Genomic DNA, 20,443 nt, shown 5'->3' with positions numbered 1-20,443 from the left:
TGTATGACTTGGTTGCCAGTATTTGTTCTAGCAGAATAATTGGGGCTCCCGCGCAATATTTCAATACCCTGTTAGCTCCATGTAACCCGTCCCAGAATGAGAGCCATCAATACGCACCGGGCCTTCCCAATAAGGCACAGAAAGGGGCATTTTTGCGTTCGGGTTGAGTGCAGAAACCGTAAGCTCAATTTGCTGGTTCGTAATCGACACTCGCCACTGGGTTGGATACTTTCGCCCTTGGATTTCTGTTTGCTTGGTCGCCTTTAACTGAATGTCTTTTTGAGAAATGGCGATGCCAGCCCCATCTTGCTGCATCAGCCTTGCGCTGGAGTAACTGGCTTGACCGGTTTTGGAATCCCGCAACTGGAACACCACCAAGCTGGTGTCGTCACTCAATCTTAGGGCAAACCAGTCCCAGCCTTGTTGTGAGTCGAGTAAGAATTGCGAGCTCCACTCTCGGTCTATCCAGCCTTTGCCCGACACTTGATGGGTTTTGCTGTCGATCGTGACTTCACCGGAGACATCAATAAACGGTTGGCTGTAGTAATACGAAGCCACCTGACCATCGGCGCTTTTGGTGCTGTACCCTTGCTCTCCTTGTTTTTGATACGGTGCGCTGCTGGTAAGAGTGAGCGAATAGCCAAACTGTTCGGAGTTTGCATTCAATGTGGCAGGGAAGAGATCGGTGGTTGAAGAAGTCCACTGCCAATCATCGAGATAAACCCGAAATGGTGAAGTGTCGACGCCAGCGAGAGAGGCTTGATCGCGCGACCATTTTTCATCGGCGTAGTGTTTGTCTGCGGTCGTCACTGCGCTGTGCGCCATGTAGATTTGTTGAGCTTGCCATTCGGTTTTCTTCACGTCATCTTCGCCCGTTGGCGGCGCAGCAGCAAAGCGAAACTGTGTCCACTGGACGCCAAGTGGAGTGCCATCTTCATCAATTAAGTTAGCGGTTAAGTACCACCATTCATGACGAAAGTTTGGGTGTGCTTGATGGTCTGCAGGGAAGGTGAGTTCAATCCCTTTTTCTACGGGTGTGAATAAGTTGCTCTCGCTTTGTGTATCTCCACTGCCCAGCAACGTGCCCATATTTTGCGTGCCCATATTTTTTTGTTGGGCATCTTCACAACCGAATAGGAATAAGCTGCTTATGAGTAGAGTAAGCTTGCTTGCCAATCGAACCATCACAACACCTCGCTTTGCAAACTGGATACGACAGGCTTACTGACCAATCGCCACAGCGGAATCAAGGTTGCGATCACTGCCACCAAGATGGTGATTGCCGCAATGCTCAGCGCATCACTCCAATTCCACAGATAATTTAAGCTCCAACCAAAAGCGCGCAAGGTGACAATATCTGTCAGCACATATCCCACCATGGCTCCTAAAGGTAGGGCAATAACCAGCGTAAAACTGACTAAAGCGACGATCTGTCCGACCACCATGGTCATTAATTTACGACGGCTGACGCCAAGTGCATACAGCCTTGCAATAGCGGCTTTACGCGCGTCGAGTAACATGAAACAAGCACTGAACAAGCCAATCACCGCGACCATTAAAGTCACACCGTTGAGTGCGCGGGTAATGGCGAAGGTCTGCGAGAAAATATCCAACGCGATGGATTTGATTTGCGCCTGATCGTAGAGCTGATTTGGGTGCAGATTCAATTGCTCGCGCAGTTGCTCGTAGACGATTTGTGGGTCACCCGAGACTTTAATACCAAGGCTTGTTGGCAGGTCGGTAAAGCCACTCTCTTGCCATAATTTGGGTGCTAATAAGACTTCACCGTTGGGTGAGCCGTAATCGTGGAATACCGCACCCACAAGCAGGTTCTTATCTGGAACAGCATCAAGCGTGAGCTCGCTACCCAGTGATAAACCCAGTTTGACCGCAGTAGGTTCACTGATCGCGACTAACTTACCTTGATAAAAGCGTGACCAGAAGTTTTCCAAGTGCGATTTGAATACCATGGTTTGTTCTAAGGTGTCTTTGTCTTTGGTGCCAAGCAAAATCGGTAAGCCTTGCAGGTTATCGTCGACGTAGTATTGCTTGTAGACGGTCTCAACCTTATCGAACTGCCCTAATGCGCGCTCTACATCAGCGATTTCTCCTTGCGCAGGGCTGACGTAAATATCGGCGTGCAGCCTTTGTTCTAACCACTGTTTAAGGGTGGATTCAAAGCTGCCCACTAAGGTGTTCATCCCCATATTGGCAGTAACGGCGAGTAGCAGTGCCATCATGGCGAGAGAAAGCGGAGAAATCAGCTCGCGCAGCTCAGCAAACAGATACTGCATCAAACCGGAACTGGTGCGTTTTTCACACCAATTGGCTAATACGCTGATTGTTTTGGGTAGATACAAAGGAATCGACACCACAAGCACGCCGAGCCACGCCATGGTAAATCGGTGGTGCTCACTCAGCCATAAACCCGCAAGCGCAAGAATCGTTAACGCAGCACCTATCAAAAACAATTGGTTTTCGTTAGAGGCTTCAGGTGCTTGATAAAATCCGCCATGAGAGGAAAGCGGTTGGCGCACTCGCTGTTTAAAGTGCTGCCAACATGCCAATAGGGTGGCGGCTAACGTGAGCAGCAATGCTTGCGCCCACCATTGCCACTGCCAAGTGCCGGGCAGCAGTGTTGCGCCGTAAAGTTGTTCTAAAGTCAGTGCTACGGTCGGGTGCAGCCAATGGCTGAGCTGTATGCCCAACACAAAACCGAGGGAAGCACCGATGGTAACCAGAATCGTGAGTTCAACTAACAGCGCAGAGAACACAATGCTCGGCGCAACGCCCGCCTGTTGAATCTGCACTAACAGCCGATTGCGTTTCAGCAAGCTGTATTTTACGCCGTTGTAGGCAATGAACAGCCCGACTAAAAAGGCAAGTAAGCTCATTGCGGTGAGGTTGAGGTGAAAGCTGTCGGTCAGCGAACCAAGGTCTGTACTTTGGTTATTGGAAATCCATTGCCCTTGATCGCTAATCAGCTTCTGCCAATTTGCCTGCGTGTCTTTATCCCCTTTATCACCCGAATGGAAAACTGCAATGTAACTGAGCTGCCCTTGTTTATTGAGCAGTTGCTGGGCAAAGCCAATGTCCATCAACATTCGGCTACCTAACTGCCATTCGTCTGGTAGCACCACCACTTGGGTTGGAATGTCATCCAGAGTTAGGGTTTCTACTTCCCCTAAGTTTTGATGTTGAGATTGGCTCATCATCACGATCGGCTTACCGGCCAAAAGCTCAGGTAAAGGTAAAGCACTGTCGAACAAAGACACGTTTTGTTGGTTTTCTGACGAATAGCGCGAACGTGAGGAAATTGCGGCAATCAACTCACTACCTTGCACTGACCAGCGACGCCCTTGTTCGTCTCTCACTCGCCCTTCGATTACAGGTAGTGCTGCACTGAGCCCGTTTTGTCTAAGGGTGAAATAAAGAGACTCGGGCAGATAGTTTTGCCCTGCTGGTGGAATAATTAAGTTCTGAGCTTGTGCGCTAAGCTGCTCGGTAGATTCCGCATAACTTCGTTTGGCATTGAGGTTGATGGCTTGCACCGCAACGAATAAGGTCACAGCCAACACGATACCGATCAGAATCGCGGCGGCTTGCAGTGGCGCCTGCCGATAGTGCGCTGCAAACAGATTCAGGGCGAGTCGAGTATGAGTGAATCTGGTGTTTGATGGCTTAGTTTGCTTCATGGTGAAGCTCATGTTTGTTTACTTGATGGCTGTTCTGTAGCTGACTGTTATCCAATCGCAGCCGTGCTTTCATAAATTCAGCGCATTCATGGCTGTGGGTCACCAAGAGCACGGCGGTATTGCCTTGGGTGGTGATTTCACTGAGCAGTTTCATCACTTCTAACCCTGCTTTTTGGTCAAGGTTACCTGTGGGTTCATCGGCGAGTAGAAGCTTAGGTTTGTGTGCCAATGCACGTGCGATAGCGACTCGTTGCTGTTGACCGCCGGAAAGGGCAGAAACATGTCTGTCGAGAAGTTGGCTGATGCCTAGAGTCTCGACCAAATAATCGCACCAGTCGTTCCATTTCTTTTGATTCAAATGCAGAGGGAAGGCGATGTTTTGCTGCACGTTGAGCGGCGTTAATAGATTGAATTGCTGGAAGATAACACCGAGTTTTTGGTGTCGAAATCGGCTCCATTGTGGGTCTTTCCAAGCCGCCGTGTTATCGCCATCTAACCACAACTCACCATCGGAAAGCGGCTCAAAGCCAGCGATGACATTGAGCAAAGTACTTTTGCCGCTGCCACTTGCGCCCGTCAGCGCAACACTCGCTCCTGTGTTCAACGTGAAGTCGACGCCTTCCAACACGCGATGTGTCTCTTTGCCATCAACAAAGCTTTTGCTGGCGTGTTTGAGTGTGACAAGTGGGCTTTCCATTTCCTCTCCCTGTATTCAAAAGGTGTCGTTTCTTTTGGCAATCACTATTGCAGTTAGTTCTCTAGAAACTTTAGACAACAATTAGATAAAAACAGCGATTTACATCGAGTTTAAGGTCTGTTGACCTTTCGAGCTGATTTTTGCAGCGAATTGTTGGGTATTTGTGCAAGGCAGAAGCTTTGATGTGTAGTTAGCCTACATGAAAAAGCTGATAACGCAGGAGAAATGACCAACAAACGCTGCCCAAAGGGTTCGGCTAAAATCGTTCTATGCCTTGTTAAGGAGTATTTACTTAGGATGCTAGGCTACACACTCCTTGCCTCGCCTAAAACGATTTTACCTCGAACAAAACTTAATCTCGAAAGATAAACAGACCCTACTTTGTACTGAAAAGAAGAGGGAAGAGATTAAATGAGGAAGGGATATGACAGGCATTAAAAAAGCCCGAGTCAGACTCGAGCTTTCAAAGATATTAAGCGTGGTCAGCTTACACGTAGTACGCTTCAACTTCGCCTTTAAGCTTGATTAGCATTGGGTTACCGAAACGGTCTTTTGCTTTAGGAGAAGCAATTTTTACCCAACCTTCGCTGATGCAGTATTCTTCTACGTCAGTACGCTCTTGGCCGTTGATACGAATACCGATTTGGTGCTCGAAGCATTCTTTGATGAAGAATGGGCTACGTGGGTTACCCGCTAGGCGATCTGGTAGAGCTGGTTTAGCTGTATCTGTCATGTTTGTGACCTAAATTCCGTAAAAAGTGCGCTATTGTAGTCAGTGCACTGTGTGTGTTCAAGATATGTTGAGAGTGGATGCGTTGTTTAACTTTCAAGTACCGCCTACAACCCCTTCAAATACTGCGCGTTGGCTGTTGGTTGAATCATGGCATTCAGCGTTTGGACGGTTTGTTCGCTGTACTCTTCAAGTAGAGCTAAGAACGCGTCAATCAACTCAGGTTTGCTTGCTGAGACTTTCGTTTCGGTCTGGATATCACGCAGATCGATCAACACATCGGTAAACAATTGCGGCAGATCGTGCATCACTTGCAGGTTTAAGACGTTGTGCTCGCTGTAGATTGAATTGTGGCTACCTTTTTGTTTTTGCACCACATACGGGTTGTCTTTTAGGTTGATGATCGATGTGCGCTTGTCACAACGCTTCAAACAGCCTTTGTTAACCTTAATTTTGCGGCAACCTTCGGTTTGTTGGAACAAACATTGGCGGCTCGTGAGTAGGGTATTTGGATGATAAATGCTGTAGAAGCTGCGCATGTTTTTCGGACGCTTTATGTGACGCATCTGCTTCATATTCAGCTCGTTAGAAACAAACGAGCCACTTACCGCGAACTCGTCTTGGAGGCATTTAAACGCGTATGAGTTCACCGTGTTCAGTTGCGGGCCTGCCACCCAGCCTAAGCCGAGCTCTTTTGCGATCATGCCGACGCCTGAGTTGTTGGTGATCAACAACTCAGGTTGGATGGTTTCCAAAAATACGCGCACGGCGTGATAGTCTTCGCCAATCAAAATGGCTGGGAACCAAGGTTTGAGCATTGGATTGGCTTGGAACAACTCAATCATCGCGTTCAGTTCACCAGACAATCCCATTGGCAGTTGATAGTAAACATCAATGTCGCGGTATTCGCACAGCATGGCTTCTTGTGCTGACGAGATCAGAACCGATAATTTTGGCGCACCTTGGCGAGGTTCTGGTTGAGGTAATGTTGGCAGAGTTGGCACATCAATCGATCCTTTCAAGCTGCTGCCGGATACTTGTGTCGAAGTGACATCGAACGACTTAGTTTGCTCTGCCACTTTCTCAATGATCGCGGTTTTGTCGTCGTAGAGTTTCTTTTTCACCGCTTGTACATCATCAGCAGACTGGCATTGATAAACCTTCGAAAAATGCTTTACAGCGTGGTCGCGCGGGTTGTCGATGTACATCGCCTTGCCGAAATCGCCTTGCAAAAATGCGTTGGAGAAATCACGGTTGAACACCGTGTATAACTCTGTGGTGTCTTCAGAGAGTTCCAAACCTTCGCACAAGCGATCGATTTGCTGACGCCAATTGTCGACCACGGTATAGACGTAGTGCGATTTCTTGATTCGTCCTTCCACTTTTAAGGAATACACGCCAGCATCGGCAAGCGCTTTCAAGTCCCCAAAGGCGGAGTTGTCTTTCATATTGAATGGGTAGTTGTTGCCTGTTTTGGTCGTTTCGTACTGTTCGCGACAAGGTTGGCTACAGCGTCCACGGTTACCTGATGCGCCATTGCGAGCTGAACTGATGTAGCAAATTCCGGAGAATCCGATGCAGTATGAGCCGTGGACAAACACTTCCATCATTACGTTGTGCTCGCGACCAAATTGCGCCAGATGTTTTATCTCACTGATGTTAAGTTCGCGAGATAAGTTTACTCGGCTTGCGGTGAGCTGGTTGAGAAAGAGGATTTGGCCTTCGTTATGCGTGTTCAGTTGCGTTGAAGCGTGCACATCCAAATCGGGAAAGTGATGTTTGAGAATGTAGGCCAGACCGAGATCTTGTACGATCACGCCATCGATTTTGGTGGTGTTCAGTTGGCTGAGCAAGCGAACAATCGCTGGAATTTCACTTTCTAAAATCAGCACATTCAACGTTAGGAAAATCTTACAGCTGTGCTGATGGGCCAACGTTAACACGCCATTTAAGTTATCTAAGGTGAGGTTGGTCGCTCGGTTACGAGCATTGAAGCGGTCGAGCCCACAGTAAATTGCATCGGCGCCAGCGGCAATGGCGGCTTTGATGGAATCTAAATCACCACCGGGTGCTAATAACTCAAATTGATCGCGTGTCACTACTTTTCTCTTTCTTACTAAAATAGGCGGCAAATGTTACGTATTTCACGCTTTTGATGCTCGGCTAGTTAATACTTTATTAATCTGAATCAATTAATCCGTGTTACACGGTCGACTCTTGAGTGGGTAGAGTGCAATTCGCGAGAGCGGAATTTGACTTCTATAGTTTTCCTACACTTGGTTTTTCTATATTTAGTTTTCGACTCAGAGAGAGGAAGGGACGACAAATGAAAAAAGTAATCATCGGGTTGGTAGTGGCGTTGACGTCATTGAGTGCGTTGGCTGGTGAGGGCGTGGTAACCGTTGCGAGCACGCATTCAGCAAAAGATACGGCGGATAAATTTGTCGCTATCGCGCAAGAAAAAGGGTTGAACGTCTTTGCGCGCATTAACCACCAAGAGAATGCCACGAAAGTCGATATGACGTTGCGACCAACTGAAGTTATCGTGTTTGGAAACCCTAAAGTGGGCACACCACTGATGATCTGTGCGCAGGAAGTGGCGCTCGATTTACCCCAAAAAGTGTTGGTGTATGAAGATGCTGAAGGCAAAACGTGGTTAGCTTACAACGATCCGATGTATTTAAAACAGCGCCATCATATTGAAGGCTGCGACGAGGTATTGAACAAAATCAGCGGCGTGCTGGGCAATTTAACCAACGCGGCGGCGAAGTAGGGCTGGTTATTTGCTTCGCTTTTTTTACTCCGAAAACGAAAAAGCCAACCTCACAAGGAGGTTGGCAAATCTTACCTATATTGGGGGAGGTAAGATCAGGAGGTGGCGAGTACGTTGTGCACTTCTGACTTAATTGAGTCAGACTGCGTACCGAAAATCGCTTGTAAACTGTCGCCAATCACTAATACATCTCGCGCGCCAAGTGCTTTTAGCTTAGCAACATCAACGTTAGCAATGTTTTTCACCGATACGCGCAGACGAGTGATACACGCATCGACTGACTTGATATTGGCTTTGCCGCCCAATGCCGCTACTACATCCACCGCGATTTCATCAGGCTGTCCGGCAATCTTCACTTCTGCAGTGTCGGTTTCGCGACCCGGCGTTTTTAGATCCAACTTCACAATTAGGAAGCGGAACAAACCGTAGTACAGCGTCGCCCAGATTGGACCGATGATGATGAACATCCACGCGTTGGTCGACATTGGGTAGTAAAGGAAGAACTGGATCGCGCCGTGCGCAAAGTCCGTACTGTGTTTGATTTCCAAAAACGCGGTGATCGCAAACGCAATACCGGTAAGGAAAATATGGATCACGTACAGCACTGGCGCGACGAATAGGAAAGTAAATTCGATTGGCTCAGTGATACCAGTTAACCACGAGGTCAACGCCGCAGACATCATCAAACCGCCGACGATTTTCTTGCGCTCTGGAGACGCGCAGTGGTAAATCGCCAGTGCCGCTGCTGGGAGCGCCCACATGGAGTACATAAAGCCACCAGACAGATAACCTGCGGTTTTATCGCCCGCGAAGAAGCGAGTGAGCTCACCAGTAAACTCTTTGCCGGTTTCTGGGTCTACATAGCTGCCAACTTCGAAGAAGAACGGCGCATTCCAGATGTGGTGCAAACCAACAGGGAGTAATGAACGTTCGCCCGCGCCGTAAACCGCCCACGCAAGTACAGGGTTTTGGTACGCTGCCCAATGAGAGAATGCATCAAGAAGTTGTCCGACAGGTGGCCATGCAAACGCGAGAATCGCACCAACGACGATCGCCGATAAACCGGTGACAATGGGCACAAATCGCTTACCCGCGAAGAAGCCCAAATACTCCGGCAGTTTGATATTGTAGAAGCGGTTGTACATGATTGCCGCGACCGCACCGATAAAGATGCCGCCAAACACCCCGGTTTGCAGCGTCTCAACGCCCATGATGGTAGCATCAGTTTCTAAGCCGCGCAGACCTGTCACAATACCGAGCGATGCGTTCATAATAATTAGGCCAACTAAGCCTGCGAGCGCAGCGGCACCGTCATTGCCTTTTGACAACCCGAGCGCCACACCGACCGCAAACATCAACTGCATGTTGCCGAACATGCCTTCACCGGCGGCGAGCATCACTTTGTTGACCGTGTCTGGAATAAACGCAAACCCCGCGTTACCAATACCCAGCATCAAGCCAGCCACCGGTAACACCGCCACAGGCAGCATCAACGACCGCCCTATTTTTTGTAGTTGTCCAAATATACTTGCAAACATGGTTTCCTCCTGACGAATGCCAGTGTTGTAGGACCTGATTCCTTCAGGTCATGTTGTTTCACGTAAGGTCAGGATGATCATAGCGAGCAAGGCGGCGCCTAAGGTTACAAAAGGCAATCAGTTTGTAAGTGGCCGCTTACAAATCTCTTACACCGAGAAGTGAAAATTGCAATCGGCTCGATTGTGAATGTGCGTTTAAGAATGCATCATATTGGCCAGCGCCAAACTCAGGGGCAGGCACAGGGACGGACACAGGGAAAGTAGGATGGAAAACAAGCAGATACTGGTCGTCGATGACAACCTCGACCTTCGCGAAGCATTGTCAGATTACCTTGGTCGCGCAGGGTTTGAAGTGCTTTGCGCAGAAAACGGCGGCGTGATGTGGCAACTGCTCAACGATCACCATCCTGATTTGATCATCCTCGATATTATGATGCCCGGTGAAGACGGTTTTACCCTGTGCCAGAAACTGCGCAAAAACTCCGATATCCCGATCATCATGCTGACCGCCGTCACTGAAGAAGCCGACCGAGTCGCAGGGCTAGAAATGGGCGCCGACGACTACATCACCAAGTCATTCAGTCCGCGCGAACTGCTCGCGCGCATCAAAACGATTCTGAGACGCAGCCAATCGACCGCCAATAGCAAACTGACGCGTAAAGTGCGTTTTGACGATTGGTTATTAGATACCGTAACCCGGCAACTGACCCACGTTGCTAGCCGCGAGGTTAAGCAACTGAGTGGCGCGGATTTGTCGCTGCTCGGTTTGTTCGTCAACCACGCGCAATCAATATTGTCTCGCGATGACATTGCGCGCGAGATCTGGGGACGCGATGCCGACCCGTTTGAACGCGGCATTGACGTGCAGATCAGCCGCTTGCGTCATCACCTTGAAGATAAAGACCGTTCGCTGATCCTAACGGTGCGCAACAAAGGCTACATGCTGACCACGGATGTACATTATGAGAATTAAACGCTGGACGGGATCACTGGTCGTTCGTACCAGTGTGTTCCTGTTGCTGGTGATCATTCTGGCGCAGGTATTATCCGGGATTATCTGGTATCAACACGCCAGCGAACGCGACAAAGAAGGCCTGACCACCACAGTCAAAAGCTTAGCACTGAGTGCTTCTTCTACCATCGCCTTCTTTCAAACCCTCCCTTCGGAATATCGCCACTTGGTGCTCAATCAACTACGCAACATGGGTGGTACGCGCTTTTTCGTCTCACTCAACAATCACCAGATTGACGTCGACCCACTGCCAGAGAGCGAGCGCAAAACGTTGGTCATCAACCAAGTTCGCGAGGTATTAGAAAGCGAGCTGAGCGGCATTCCTAATATCGAGGTGGAGTTCACCCAGCGCGACAAACTCAAAGTGTTCAACAACGAGCTACCTATCGACGAACTGCCGTTATTGTGGGCGCATTATTCGCTTTCGTTTGGTGACCTCAATCCGCCTATTCTGGTGATGCAGGTCGAAGTCGCACAGAACGAATGGTTTTATCTCGCGGCGGTGCTACCCGCGCCTTACATCAACCTAGAGACTAACTATTTTGAGCTGCGCCAATGGCTCACGCTATTACTGTCCGCGCTAATGCTGTTGCTGTGTACCTGGTTTATCGTTCGTAAAGAAATTCAACCCATTCGAGAGCTGGCAAAAGCCGCAACCCTGATGTCGAGCCGATTAGACGTGCCCGAAGTCTCTGAGCGCGGCAGTAACGAACTGAAAGCGGCGGTACGTGCGTTTAACAAAATGAACCGACGCATCGACAGCCACATTAAAGACCGCGAGATGCTGTTCAGTGCCATTTCACACGATCTGAAAACGCCGATTGCTTGCCTAAAACTACGGGCGGAAATGCTGGATGACGACGCCGACCGAGAACGCTTTATCCGCCTGAGTAACGACCTAGATTTGATGGTCAAAGGCGCATTGCAATGCATTAAAGAGACCGATATCCACGAGGAAATCGAGCCGATCAATTTCACCCAACTGATTCAGCACATTTCCGCCAATATCGCCGATGCGCCGGACACAATTCGCATCCACGGTGAAATCCGCACCCACTTTGCTGGTAAACCGTTAGCGATTAAGCGCTGCATTCAGAATCTGGTCGATAACGCGCTCAAATACGGCCATCAAGCGGACATTACGCTGAGTGAAAGCCCAGAGTCGATCCAGATTGAAATTGAAGATCACGGTGACGGCGTTGACGATTTATTACTTGAAAAGCTCTGCCAGCCATACTTCCGCGCTAGCAACGATAAAGAAGGCAGTGGGCTGGGGTTAACCATTTCACAGAGTATTGCAAAGGCTCATGGCGGCAACTTGTTGCTGAGCCATTCTCAGTTTGGCGGCCTCTGCGCCACACTGACTTTCCCGAGAGACTGACTATGAACAAACTGGCATTCTTGTTCCCACTGTTGCTCGCCCCTTGCGTCGCTCACGCTGAGTCTCCACAAGGGGTAGAGTTTTTACATTGGTGGACTTCTGACGGCGAGCAGCAAGCGCTGCAAACACTTAAAGCTCAGCTAAAACGGCACGATATAGAGCTGCTGCAAAGTCCGGTGTTAGGCGGTGGTGGCGACAGCGCGATGACGGTACTGCAAGCACGCGCGCTGGCGGGCAACCCACCGAGCTTCGCGCAAATCGAAGGGCCAAGTATTAAGGCGTGGGATGCCATCGGTATTTTGCACAACGTCAACGCGGTAGCGGATGAGCAGCGCTGGGACGAGGTGCTCTACCCGCTGTCTATCGAAATCAATAAAACACAAAACGGCTACATCGCCCTGCCACTCACACTGCACCGCTTAAACTGGCTGTGGGTCAACCACAAGCTGCTTAAACAACTGAATCTGTCCGCGCCGAAAAACTGGCAAGAGATGTTCGCCGCCATGGAGCTTGCTAAGCAAAATGGCTTCGTGCCGATCGCGGTCGGTGAGCAGCCGTGGCAAGTCGCCCAACTTTTCGAGAACTTAGTGATCTCCACCGGCGGCGTTGAGTTCTACACCAATGCAATGGTTAAACTTGAGCGAGACAGCATCGACAGCGACACCCTGCGCCAAGCGCTGACGCAATTTCGCCGCCTGAGCTTGTTGATAGACAACCAATTACCCGACAGTAAGTGGGATACGGCGACCCAAGCGCTAGCCGACGGTCAAGCGCTGTTTCAAATCGGCGGAGATTGGATTTTGGGTGAGCTGCTCGCCAATCAAGTCTCGGTTCCGCAAGAGGTCGGTTGTTACCCAACGCCTGACAGCGATGGTGTATTCCTCTACAACATGGACAGCTTGGTGTTTATGTCGAGCAAGTCGTTTTCTGCCGAGGCTGCTCAGCAAACCGCAAGCGCGCTGGCAGACGTCGAGTTTCAAGCCAAGTTCAATAAGGTAAAAGGCTCGATTCCGGTACGCACCGATATCGACATCAGCGATTTTAATCCGTGTCAGGTCCAGTCATATCAAGATTTTCATTACGGCGTTAAACACAACCTCGCTGTGCCGAGTATGATTGATTCGATGGCGGTCAATCCGGTTGCTCAGCAAGCGATAAACTCGGAAATCTTCCGTTTTTACCGCAATCCCAAGATGGAACCCGACGAGCTGATAAAACGCATTATTGCTATTTCGCAAAGCGGTTAATGGCAATGAATTTGTGCTGAGATGGAATAAAAAAGCCCCAATGATTGGGGCTTGAATGAAGCGAAGTATGCCGTTTAAAAATAGTAGAAGATCGGCGGTTCATGCATCAAGAAGTTTTGATGGGAGATGTTCCACGCATACGCGCCCGCTAAGGTAAACACAACATAATCACCAATATCGACGTGGGCGACGTGTTGATTGCGTGCCAGCACATCTTTGGGCGTACAAAGCTGGCCGACAAAGGTCGCTTGTGCATGCTGAATTGGGTGAGAAATCTCATGGTGTTGCTCGCTTTTCAGGATGACGAATGGATGATCATGGCTCTGCGCTGCTGGCGTGCGGAAATGGTGGGTTCCTCCGCGCGCGATGACAAAGTTTTCGCCAAGATTTTGCTTAATATCCAGCACTTCCATCACGTAATAACCGCATGCCGCTGTGATGAACCGTCCGCATTCAAAACGCAGTGTCCAATCTTGAACTTGCTCTTTAGCGATGAGGAATTCCAACTTGTCGCAAAACTCCATCCACGGAAAGTGTTGCTCAGGGTTTTGGTAGTTGATGCCCATGCCGCCGCCCAAGTTGATCATCAGCTCACCGAGTTCGAACTCCTGCTGCCACGCCTTCACGACTTGGAAATAGCGCTGCATTAACGCTAAGTGGCGTTCAACATCAAGCTGATGCGACATCAAGTGAAAATGGAAGCCTTTGAGTGACACTTGCGGGAAATCGCGCAGCAACATCAAAGCATTGCTCAGTTCGGACTCGTCCAAGCCAAACGGAGTCGGCTTGCCGCCCATTGCCAACTTGCTGAGCGTGATGTCGCCAATATCGATGTTCATACGCAAAAAGATCGAAGCAGGGCGGTTGAGGCGCTCGGTTAGCGCACCAATGCGTTGCAGCTCAGTGAGGCTTTCGACGTGAATCGCATCGACATCAAGTTCAATCGCTTGTTGCAATTCACTTGGCATTTTTCCTGGGCCACCGAAGATCAATGGTTTATCGAGTTGTTGCTGGTGGAGGTGTGCCAACTCCCCGCCAGATGCCGCTTCAAAACCATCGACATACGGCGCGAGCGTTTTGAGAATCGGGCCCGATGGATTGGCTTTAGCTGCGTAAAATAGCTCGACATTTTTCGGCAAAACGTGACGCAGTTGTTTGATGTGTTCTTCTAAGGCGCTTAGGTCATACACGTACGCGCACAAGGGTTGACTTTGCTGCCGTGCGAGCGTGTGAACTTGTTGGCAAACGTGTGTCGGTAGAGAGAGTGAATTAGACATGTTGCGATCCTTTTTCGTGTTGCTGCCAAGGCGCGGCGACTTGGGTATAGCCCGACTCCTTATCGGCTTTTTGCATCAAACGCGTGGTGAAATTATTTTTGCTTGGGAAGTGACCGCCATTTAGCAACGTTTCTAGTTCCGGTTGTTTTCCATTCACTGATTGCCAATGCACAATGGCACTTTGCACCGCATTCCACAGCGTTTGCTCTAGTGGCTCATCACCTTCTGCGATGAAGAAAATCGCTTCGCTGATGTTGTTGATAAAGGTGCAGTATCCGATGCGATTCCAGCCTTGTTCGCGACTGTAGTAAACCGATTGTCGTGCGCGTTCAGACAAGTCAGTTAATGTTTCTGCTGGCCAGAACTCCGGCAGTAATTTAGTGCCTTCCAAATCACGAATCCAAACACAACACGGCATCTCTTGCTCAAAGCCAATCAGGGTGTTTTGCAAATGCGGCTCAAACGCCACCCCGTGTTTGAAGTAGTAATTAAATACGCCCGGGATCAGGCAATGCAAATAGCGTTCAAACCAAAGTGTCGCGATGTCGGAATAGCGATTTTGCGTAGTACGCGCTTTGTTTTTAAGGCGTTGAGCAATGCGACTGTTGCCGTTATTATCGTAAGCAAACAGAGCGCCAGCGAGGGTTGGTTTCAAGATGTCGACTTCGCTCAGCGAGAAATTTTCGCGATACAAAATCCCAAACGATTCGCGTGCTTTGGTGTTGTCGTCCCAGTTGTGCTCAGCGACACTTTCTAGATTCAACGTGGTGGCGTAAGGCTCTGTCATCACTTTAAATACGGGGTTGTGCAGCTGTTCGTTTTCTCGAATCGGTTTGAGAATCGACGTGAGCTGCACGGCGCTGTCGAGTTCGTACCACGCGTTTTTGCGCACGCAATTGGTTAATCGTACGTTGATGGAGAATTTCGCAAACCAGTCCATATCTGGGTGGTAGAGGGTACGAACTGAAGAGGTCGGCTGCATCTTTTCACCACCTAAACCCAGTGGTGTGATCTTGCCTTGCTCAATGGCACGCTTCACGCTTGGGTTGCTCAAAATGGTGTAGCTTTCCCAAGGATGGCAAGGGTAGAGGGTCTTCTCATTGCTGGCGGTGTGTTGTGGCGCGAGCTGTTGTAGCATGCGCTGCGCAGGGTTAGCTTCTCCGTCAGAACTCAGCACATCAAGTAAGGACGTATCCACTTCAAACCAGTACAGCGGGACTTGCGCGCCGACTTCTGGAGAAAACGCCAAGAGATCATCCATGGTGACGCCCGAACGACTTTTCGGGGTCGGATGGAAAGTATGCCCCCAAATCAGAGATTGTTCCGAAGCGATAAATTCGTTGTGATGCGATTTGGGCGCGACGTTGAGAAACTGCTCGGTAACCAGCACGCTATTTTCCAGTTGTTCGATCAGCTCATGGTTAAATGGGATCGCCAACACCTGCTTGAGATAGTTAAGCAAAAGCGTAAGAGTTTGCGTGGCATCCAATTTCGCCCAACCAGATCCCGGCATTTTCGCCCACGGCAGTTCTGCCAATTTGATTTTGCCCAGTTTGCTCGCGTAGTGAATCGGCAAAACCAACACGCCATTTTGTTGAGAAAGATGAACGGCTATCCGCTGTTTAGCGGGATAGTTGCGTTTTAACGTTTGGGGTAGCGATGTCGATTGGTAGTGCCATTCCACTTGTTGATTCGGTAGCGCAAATTCACGTAAGTAACAATTAAGAACACCCATTATCGTGTTGAGTTGGGCTTTCTCACGGTTGAGCTGCACCTCATGCGCGCGCAACTCGCTAGTCTGAGAGGATTGAGTTTGTAACATGTTGATTTCCAAATTTTGAGTGGAGAACCAGCGCGATCAAGGTGATTACGCTGACTATCGCAGAAAGTAGGAAAGGAACCTCAAGTAGCCCCAAGCTAGAAATGAAAGAAGCGCAAAATCCCGCTGCCACGCCACCCCATTTGGACATGGCATCAAAGCGAGAAAATACTTTGCCACTGAGTTTGCGATCCAGATTGCTCGCAAGATGCTGATGCAATCCGTGATAACAACACACCATCGCGATGCCGAAGATAATTCTCGCAGCAATGAGTGCGGTTTCGGACGCAATCAAATGCAAAGCAGAGCTCACGGCAAGCAATGCAAACCCGAGCCACAACGTGCGCAGCGGTTGATGGCGACTCAGCCCATCTGACAACACGTGGATTTTGCCTGCCAGCAACAGATAGACACCATGCGGCAGTGCGTACAAAAAACCGATCCATGCGTGGTTAGTGATGCCATATTGCTGCACAAACGGCGAGAAATAAGGAAAGGTCACCACCATGGAAAACGCAAACCCGAACTGAGCAAAGAAGATCCAGCGAATGGCATGCATTGCGTTTTTCTGTGCAACCGGTTTTTCTTGCTGAGATTCTGAGTTTGGCTTTTCGAGGTTTCGTTCGGCGGGTTTATCCGCAGGCAGTGTTAGCGTGATGCCCATAGCAATTAAAGGCAAAACGCATAACCACAGGTACGCGTTGAGTGGGTTGGTTTCGGACAAGCTCCAGCCGAGCCCAATGGGCGCAACGATCAGCGCCAAGCGAGCAGATAGTTGGGTTTTATTGAGTGACTTGCCGAGTGTTTTGGCTTCTTTAATTTGACTAGATAAGTAGCTGTTCGAGGCGGCCATGGTGCCGCCAAAGGTTCCTTGAACAATAAGACCAAACACAAACATGGCGAGGTTGTCTGCCAAGCCGCACAGCGCAAAACCTGCTGCAAGGCCAAGTTGCGCACGCAAGAGTGAGCGGCGGCGACCGTAGCGATCGGCAAAGTTGCCCCAAAATCGCGCCGCCAACGCAGTACAAAACGTAGGTAGGATAAACAATACCCCTGCCCAGTCCGCATCAATGCTTGCGCCTAATGTTGGCAACACGACGGGTAGAAATAGCGGCATACCTAACGCGGCAAACGCAGCGATAAAGTGGCACAACAACACACTGTAGATGAGTTTGGTCATAATCGTTTAACGTACGCTTTTTTTGATGGCTTCTAAGTAGGCGCGCTGCGCTTCTTCGCTAGAAAGCAGCAAGAAGTTCGGGGCCGACAAACCATAGAACTTATTGATGTCACTCGCGCCGGAGGCTTCTTTCGAGAGCAAACTGCCAGAGCTCAACAAGTACTTGGCGTACAAATCAGGCGCCTCTTGCAGTAACTCGCGTGCCAGTTTTGTTTCTAACCCTTCGCCTTCCAATCGGTTGAGTTGCTCAGCAATGCTTTTGGCCACGATGGCGTAAAGCGATGCTGAAGAGGCAATGCCCTTTGTAGCCATTGCTTCTACAATCGCTGCGATATCCAATTGTAATGTGATGGTGGTAAACATCTGACCGAGCGCCAATTCATTGTCGACTTTGATGCGTTGGTCGAGCAGTTCATCGCAATCCACTGGAATTGTTTTTGCGCCGTGTTTTTCGGCAGCATGGTCTGTTGCAAAGCGGAAGCGCTCTGGCCAAATTCGCGCCGCGTCGTTGTCTTTCATCGCGAGCGTCATTTTGCCCTGTTGATCAAATGCAACGATGGCGTTTTGCTGGTTGGACTCCAATGCAATGCCATAACGAAGCCACAAGGTGAGGTGCACTTGGCATAATAGATCGACGTAATCTTGGAACCACGCCAGCGTATCTTGTTGATAGTAATGTTCTGCCAAATGTTCTAAGAACAAGCGGTCGTCAGGCATTGGGCTTGCCAGTGCTGCAACCGGAACTAACGCTTTGTCTTCGCAATGAGTAAGTGGGTACTCACGTACGATGTACGCGAAGGTTTTATCCTCGCCGACGTGTCCACCGTGTTTTTCGTTGCAATGGAACAAGCGACTGTTTAAGTCGGCGTCCGTTTGTTCAAGGTGGCTGAGTAGGCGTTCAAACCAGTGGCCGTCATACAGTGTTGAAGGCTTGATTAAGCGAATATTTTTTGTGCCTAGCGATCGCATGATCAGCGGAACCTTGATGTGAATGTGCGGTGCCTCGTTGACGACCACAGTACGAACGGAAAGCGTCGGCGTCACGTCTAGATACGTTAAAGGCGCTTCTATCATGCCTTCGGGTAAGGCTTCTAAAGATCGCAGGGTGAGCGGATGTGCAGGGAACAGAACGTGGCTCAGTGCAAAATCAGCAGGAAGCCCAACTTGCTCCATGGTCGGCCAGCAATCAGGTTGTTCGCTGGTTAATGTCACCAGTGATTTTTCAATCGCAATCCAATGCAGAGCAAAGCTTTGTGCGAACTCGGGCGCGTACTTAGCAAGGTCTTCATCGCTCAGACCAAACTTCGCACGCGCAGTTGGATAGTACGGATGGTCAAGGTAAGAAGCGATCTGGTCGGCTAGCAGCAGCTTTTTATGCCAGGAACCAAGCTCGGATATTGGTTGAGAAATGTGGTCTGCGTGATGATGAAACGCTTGGTCACACAGCGCTTTGTGTTTCTCTGCACATTCCAGTTCTTGAAGGTATCCCGCCAGCAACTCGTGAGAGCTCTCATGCGCCAGTGTCGTTAGTAGTGCAATCCACTCTTTGTAATGTTGTTGATGTTCGACTTGGCCATTTTTCTCCACCCACCAACCTTGTGGTGCTTCGTCATTGGCGTGACCGTAGCGCCAGTGCTGCATGTAATACGTTGGCGCAACGGGTAAATACAACGTGAAATCAGAGTTGGCAAATATCAGCCAGACTTGCTCGCCTTGAGGAACAATTCCCCCTTTTGGCGCGTCGCTACTGAACTTGGCTTTCGACAAAATGCCAAACATGTCTTCCCGTAAGCAAGTGTCGATCAATCGTTGCGTTAGATACAAAGCGTTGTCATTCATGCTGCCACCTCACGAGTCGGAGCGAGATCGAAATTGCTAAGCGCGTTCTGCAGCGCTTGGTCGAGGTTTCGCCCTGATGGTGAGACAATCGAAATTCGGGCGAGATAATCCTTATTGGAATAACTCTGTTGGAAGTGTTCTCCAGCGGTTTTTAGTACCTGTTGCTGAGTGATGATATCGTCATCGTGTTGGATGAAGGAGGTTGAATCTCCATCAATCACACCACTGTGCTCCGCAACCACATAGTGCACGTGCGCTGACCCATGAATTTGGTAATCGCCGGCCAATCTTCGGCCCAAATGCAGACCCAAAATTGTGCTAAACCAACCGAAGTGAGCGAGATTGTTGAGCAAGAATTCGCGGCCATCTCCAATACTGCGGTAGTTAATTTCCACCAGAACCGGGCCATTTTCCGTAATGATAAATTCGCTGTGGCAAACTCCAAAACCAACGCCGAACGCTTTAAGTTGAGCCAAGCAAGCTTCTCGGTGAGCAATGCCGTTTGGTCCGTTCCAGTCTGCGGCGGTTTCGATAAAGTAAGGCGGCTCAGAGAGCGACACATCAAAACCGCCCACGGCGATAAGTTGGTTACCGTCTCCTAAAGTTTCGAGCGTAACCAACGGTCCTTGAAGAAACTGCTCCACCAGAATGGCGGTGTTTGGGTGCTTTTGCCAAAACGCCTCGGAGTAAGCATCGAGCTCGCTTTGGGAGTCACAGCGCTGTACATCTAAACTTGCCACGCCTTCTTTGGGTTTTGCTACGACAGGGAAGGCCATGCCTAATGCCACATTCGAATGGCGATGCAGCAAACAGCTTTGTGTGTTGGGTAAGGATTTTTCATTTAACACCTGTCGAGTTAAGTGTTTGTTTTTGGCCTTTAACGTGACAGACCAATCTTTGGATGGGAGGCCAAAAAATTGCGCGCAGATGGCGGTGGAAGTTTGTAAGTGATCACTATTGCTGAAAATAGCGTCTGGCTTTAATTCATGCTCCGTGATGGTTTCGATGAGTTCTAATGGGTTGAAGACATCACATTCTAGAATGGTATCCGGATTAAAGTGACTATCACGACTCGCCAGCTCTAAATGGCTTAGCTTGTGGTCGGTGATAAGAACGACGTGAAGGTCCATCGCTTTAGCTGCAGGCACAAAGCCGTGAGTGACTGCATCGTTAACGACATGACTTACGATAATCATCGTAGATTTCATGAGCTTTCCTAATTTTCTAACATTTTCTTCTAACGTTGATAAAGTCG

The 20,443-nt window shown here is 49.5% G+C and carries 15 protein-coding genes; 4 read left to right on the top strand and 11 right to left on the bottom strand.

The window, feature by feature from the left end:
* Nucleotides 1–60: 60 nt before the first annotated feature.
* From R7E29_RS12425 to R7E29_RS12405, 5 genes are all read right to left on the bottom strand, one after another.
* Nucleotides 61–1,185 (bottom strand): lipocalin-like domain-containing protein, encoded by a 1,125-nt coding sequence (locus tag R7E29_RS12425; RefSeq protein ID WP_158155563.1) that lies wholly within the window; start codon nt 1,183–1,185, stop codon nt 61–63.
* Entirely contained in the window at nt 1,185–3,695 is a 2,511-nt protein-coding gene (locus tag R7E29_RS12420; protein ID WP_205391315.1) for an ABC transporter permease, read from the bottom strand. Before R7E29_RS12420 ends, R7E29_RS12425 begins: the two co-directional genes overlap by 1 nt.
* Nucleotides 3,682–4,392: an ABC transporter ATP-binding protein gene (locus tag R7E29_RS12415; RefSeq protein WP_054576548.1), complete on the bottom strand. Its 711-nt coding sequence runs from the start codon at nt 4,390–4,392 to the stop codon at nt 3,682–3,684. The genes R7E29_RS12420 and R7E29_RS12415 overlap by 14 nt, the downstream gene beginning before the upstream one ends.
* A gap of 487 nt (nt 4,393–4,879) precedes the next feature.
* On the bottom strand, nt 4,880–5,125 hold the full coding sequence (locus R7E29_RS12410; RefSeq protein ID WP_005374689.1) for a DUF3297 family protein: 246 nt from the start codon (nt 5,123–5,125) through the stop codon (nt 4,880–4,882).
* A gap of 104 nt (nt 5,126–5,229) precedes the next feature.
* Nucleotides 5,230–7,221: a peptidase U32 family protein gene (locus R7E29_RS12405; RefSeq protein WP_205391317.1), complete on the bottom strand. Its 1,992-nt coding sequence runs from the start codon at nt 7,219–7,221 to the stop codon at nt 5,230–5,232.
* A gap of 227 nt (nt 7,222–7,448) precedes the next feature.
* Here R7E29_RS12405 and R7E29_RS12400 point away from each other — a divergent pair, with 227 nt between their 5' ends.
* Nucleotides 7,449–7,895: a DUF302 domain-containing protein gene (locus R7E29_RS12400; protein WP_005383492.1), complete on the top strand. Its 447-nt coding sequence runs from the start codon at nt 7,449–7,451 to the stop codon at nt 7,893–7,895.
* 95 nt (nt 7,896–7,990) lie between these two features.
* Here the strand turns inward: R7E29_RS12400 and ptsG are convergent, their stop codons facing one another.
* Nucleotides 7,991–9,433: a glucose-specific PTS transporter subunit IIBC gene (gene ptsG / locus R7E29_RS12395; RefSeq protein WP_085569439.1), complete on the bottom strand. Its 1,443-nt coding sequence runs from the start codon at nt 9,431–9,433 to the stop codon at nt 7,991–7,993.
* A gap of 265 nt (nt 9,434–9,698) precedes the next feature.
* On the opposite strand from ptsG, the gene R7E29_RS12390 reads away from it, so the two are divergent.
* The 3 genes from R7E29_RS12390 to R7E29_RS12380 are packed head-to-tail and all read left to right on the top strand — an operon-like array spanning nt 9,699 to nt 13,073.
* Complete coding sequence (locus R7E29_RS12390; protein ID WP_005383484.1) at nt 9,699–10,406, top strand: response regulator; 708 nt, start codon at nt 9,699–9,701, stop codon at nt 10,404–10,406.
* Nucleotides 10,396–11,826 carry an ATP-binding protein gene (locus R7E29_RS12385; protein WP_017634508.1) on the top strand — a complete coding sequence of 477 codons (1,431 nt, stop codon included), beginning with the start codon at nt 10,396–10,398 and terminating at the stop codon, nt 11,824–11,826. Before R7E29_RS12390 ends, R7E29_RS12385 begins: the two co-directional genes overlap by 11 nt.
* A gap of 2 nt (nt 11,827–11,828) precedes the next feature.
* Nucleotides 11,829–13,073, top strand: a complete 1,245-nt coding sequence (locus tag R7E29_RS12380; protein ID WP_213885250.1) for an ABC transporter substrate-binding protein — start codon at nt 11,829–11,831, stop codon at nt 13,071–13,073.
* A 74-nt stretch (nt 13,074–13,147) separates the two neighbouring features.
* Here the strand turns inward: R7E29_RS12380 and R7E29_RS12375 are convergent, their stop codons facing one another.
* Genes R7E29_RS12375 through R7E29_RS12355 form a run of 5 tightly spaced genes read right to left on the bottom strand, consistent with a single transcriptional unit; the run spans nt 13,148 to nt 20,396 of the window.
* The gene (locus tag R7E29_RS12375) at nt 13,148–14,350 is read right to left on the bottom strand and encodes a type III PLP-dependent enzyme (RefSeq protein ID WP_213904657.1); all 1,203 of its coding nucleotides are present in this window, start codon (nt 14,348–14,350) and stop codon (nt 13,148–13,150) included.
* The gene (locus tag R7E29_RS12370) at nt 14,343–16,172 is read right to left on the bottom strand and encodes an IucA/IucC family protein (protein WP_054576552.1); all 1,830 of its coding nucleotides are present in this window, start codon (nt 16,170–16,172) and stop codon (nt 14,343–14,345) included. The genes R7E29_RS12375 and R7E29_RS12370 overlap by 8 nt, the downstream gene beginning before the upstream one ends.
* The gene (locus R7E29_RS12365) at nt 16,144–17,349 is read right to left on the bottom strand and encodes an MFS transporter (protein ID WP_054576553.1); all 1,206 of its coding nucleotides are present in this window, start codon (nt 17,347–17,349) and stop codon (nt 16,144–16,146) included. The genes R7E29_RS12370 and R7E29_RS12365 overlap by 29 nt, the downstream gene beginning before the upstream one ends.
* Before the next feature lie 6 nt (nt 17,350–17,355).
* Entirely contained in the window at nt 17,356–19,188 is a 1,833-nt protein-coding gene (locus tag R7E29_RS12360; RefSeq protein WP_054576554.1) for an IucA/IucC family protein, read from the bottom strand.
* The gene (locus R7E29_RS12355; protein WP_054576555.1) at nt 19,185–20,396 is read right to left on the bottom strand and encodes an acetyl-CoA carboxylase biotin carboxylase subunit family protein; all 1,212 of its coding nucleotides are present in this window, start codon (nt 20,394–20,396) and stop codon (nt 19,185–19,187) included. Before R7E29_RS12355 ends, R7E29_RS12360 begins: the two co-directional genes overlap by 4 nt.
* Nucleotides 20,397–20,443 lie beyond the last annotated feature (47 nt).

It is taken from the genome of Vibrio sp. Vb1729 (assembly GCF_033338655.1).
Taxonomy (GTDB): domain Bacteria; phylum Pseudomonadota; class Gammaproteobacteria; order Enterobacterales; family Vibrionaceae; genus Vibrio; species Vibrio alginolyticus.
The sequence above is the reverse complement of the archived record's forward strand: the minus strand, read 5'-3'. Positions and strand labels throughout refer to the sequence as shown.